General features: G+C 59.6%; 2 protein-coding genes. One reads left to right on the forward strand and one right to left on the reverse strand.

Annotated elements, in window-relative coordinates; all coding sequences use genetic code 11:
• Nucleotides 1-125: 125 nt before the first annotated feature.
• Nucleotides 126-644: a cupin domain-containing protein gene (locus PMI29_RS17760; RefSeq protein ID WP_007996997.1), complete on the forward strand. Its 519-nt coding sequence runs from the start codon at nt 126-128 to the stop codon at nt 642-644.
• Between the two features lie 181 nt (nt 645-825).
• Here PMI29_RS17760 and PMI29_RS17755 read toward each other — a convergent pair whose 3' ends face one another.
• Entirely contained in the window at nt 826-1,470 is a 645-nt protein-coding gene (locus PMI29_RS17755) for a YceH family protein (protein WP_007997002.1), read from the reverse strand.
• Nucleotides 1,471-1,799: the final 329 nt, after the last annotated feature.

Genomic DNA, 1,799 nt, shown 5'->3' on the forward strand with positions numbered 1-1,799 from the left:
CCCCCCGCCTGCGTTGCCGCTCCTCGCCATAGCCCTGCTATGACTCGTCGCGGCGCCTTGCCGGACAGCCACAGGCACTCGTCAAAAGGAAACGTATTTCCCACACAGGACACTAGGAGGTGTCGATGCATCCCCCCATTCTCAATCTGAATTCGGTCGAACTCGAACCGCTGCCCGAATCGTTTGCGCCGACCGGTGAGACCGCCGGTCGCTATCAACAGCGTCTGGCCCGTGTCGGTCAGCTGCTGGGGGCGCAAAAGCTTGGTTATCGCCTGTATGTGCTGGAGCCAGGCATGCGCGGCAGCCCGTTTCACAGTCATCGGGTCAATGAGGAAATGTTCTACGTTGTGGCCGGGGAAGGGGAAGTCCGCCTGGGATCCGAACGTTTTCCAATCCGCGCCGGTGATGTGATTGCCTGCCCGCCGGGCGGGCCTGAAAGGGCACATCAGATCATCAATACCAGCAATGGCGAGTTGCGTTACCTGGCCGTCAGCACCCAGCAATCGCCGGAGATCTGTGAGTATCCGGATTCCGGCAAATACGCCGTGATGGATGACTTCAAGGTCGATGTCGAGGGTAATGCATCAGGTTTTGTGGCGGTGGCCCGGCAGGCGGATGGGGTGGATTACTGGGACGGCGAGTAAGCGGTACAGGATGGCGGTTACTTTGTGGCGAGGGGGCTTGCCCCCGTTGGGCTGCGAAGCGGCCCCATAACCAGGCACAGTGGTCATTCAGGAGCAACCTCGTCCACCGATTTTACGACGGCAGCGCCGCCGAACGGGGGCAAGCCCCCTCGCCACAGGGGTAATCATTAACAGGTAAAAATTACTCCAGCCGTGCCAACCGCTCTTCCAACGCCGCAATCCGCGCTTCCAGCTCTTCTATCCGTTCAACCGAAACCCCGCTGCTGCCACGCTCGGACGGGTTGTTCCTTGCCGCCATGATCGCTTCGATATCTTCCGGATCGCCCAGGGCGTGTGTGTAACGGTCTTCGCGCTGGCCCGCCTGACGCGCAATCAGCACGGCCAGACCCCGGGCAATCAGGCGTTCGAGCTGATGCACCACCTGTTCGGCGTCTTCGAATTCATGCATGCGGCCGCTGCGGGTCAGCAGTTCATTGACGGTCTGCGGGCCGCGCAGAAACATCAGCCCGGTCAGGATGACTTGCGCCGGCACCAGTTCCAGGGCCTTGTCGACCTTGTGCTCCCAGCGGTCGGCGCGGCTGCCCATCACCAGTCTGGTGAAGCCGCGTCCTTCGAGGGCGCGCAGGCTGTGGCCGACCTGGCCCGGCGTGAGGTTCATCACCGGCTCGCGGCTGGTTTTCTGGTTGCAGGCAATCACCAGGGCATTGAGGGTCAGGGGATAGGTTTCCGGGCTGGTGGCCTGTTTCTCGATCAACGAGCCCAGAATGCGGATTTCCGTACTGTTGAGCCGCGGCTCGTCTAAAGTCGTCTCTTGGTCAGTGCTCATGGTTGTGCATCCTTACCCGGTTCATGTTTTTCACGTGCGTGGGTGCACTTTAGATGGGCAGGCGCCAATCGCAACAGAATTAGCTGCGTCATTCGGGGAATGATGACAAAAAGTGTATGAAATATTAACGCCATTTTTACAAATGGCCGGGCACCGTATGCGGGGTCGCGCGCGAGCGCGTCCATGGGGCAGAGGACTGTTGTCGTCATTGCCCTGAATAGCTGAGCCCTGCATCGAGTCGGCCGGTGTACGACACCTTGATTCGCCTCTGATAAAAGAAATCCAATAAGGCGAGAGAGACTCCATGAGCCAAGACATTTTTGTATCCG

The organism is Pseudomonas sp. GM49, assembly GCF_000282355.1.
Lineage (GTDB): Bacteria > Pseudomonadota > Gammaproteobacteria > Pseudomonadales > Pseudomonadaceae > Aquipseudomonas.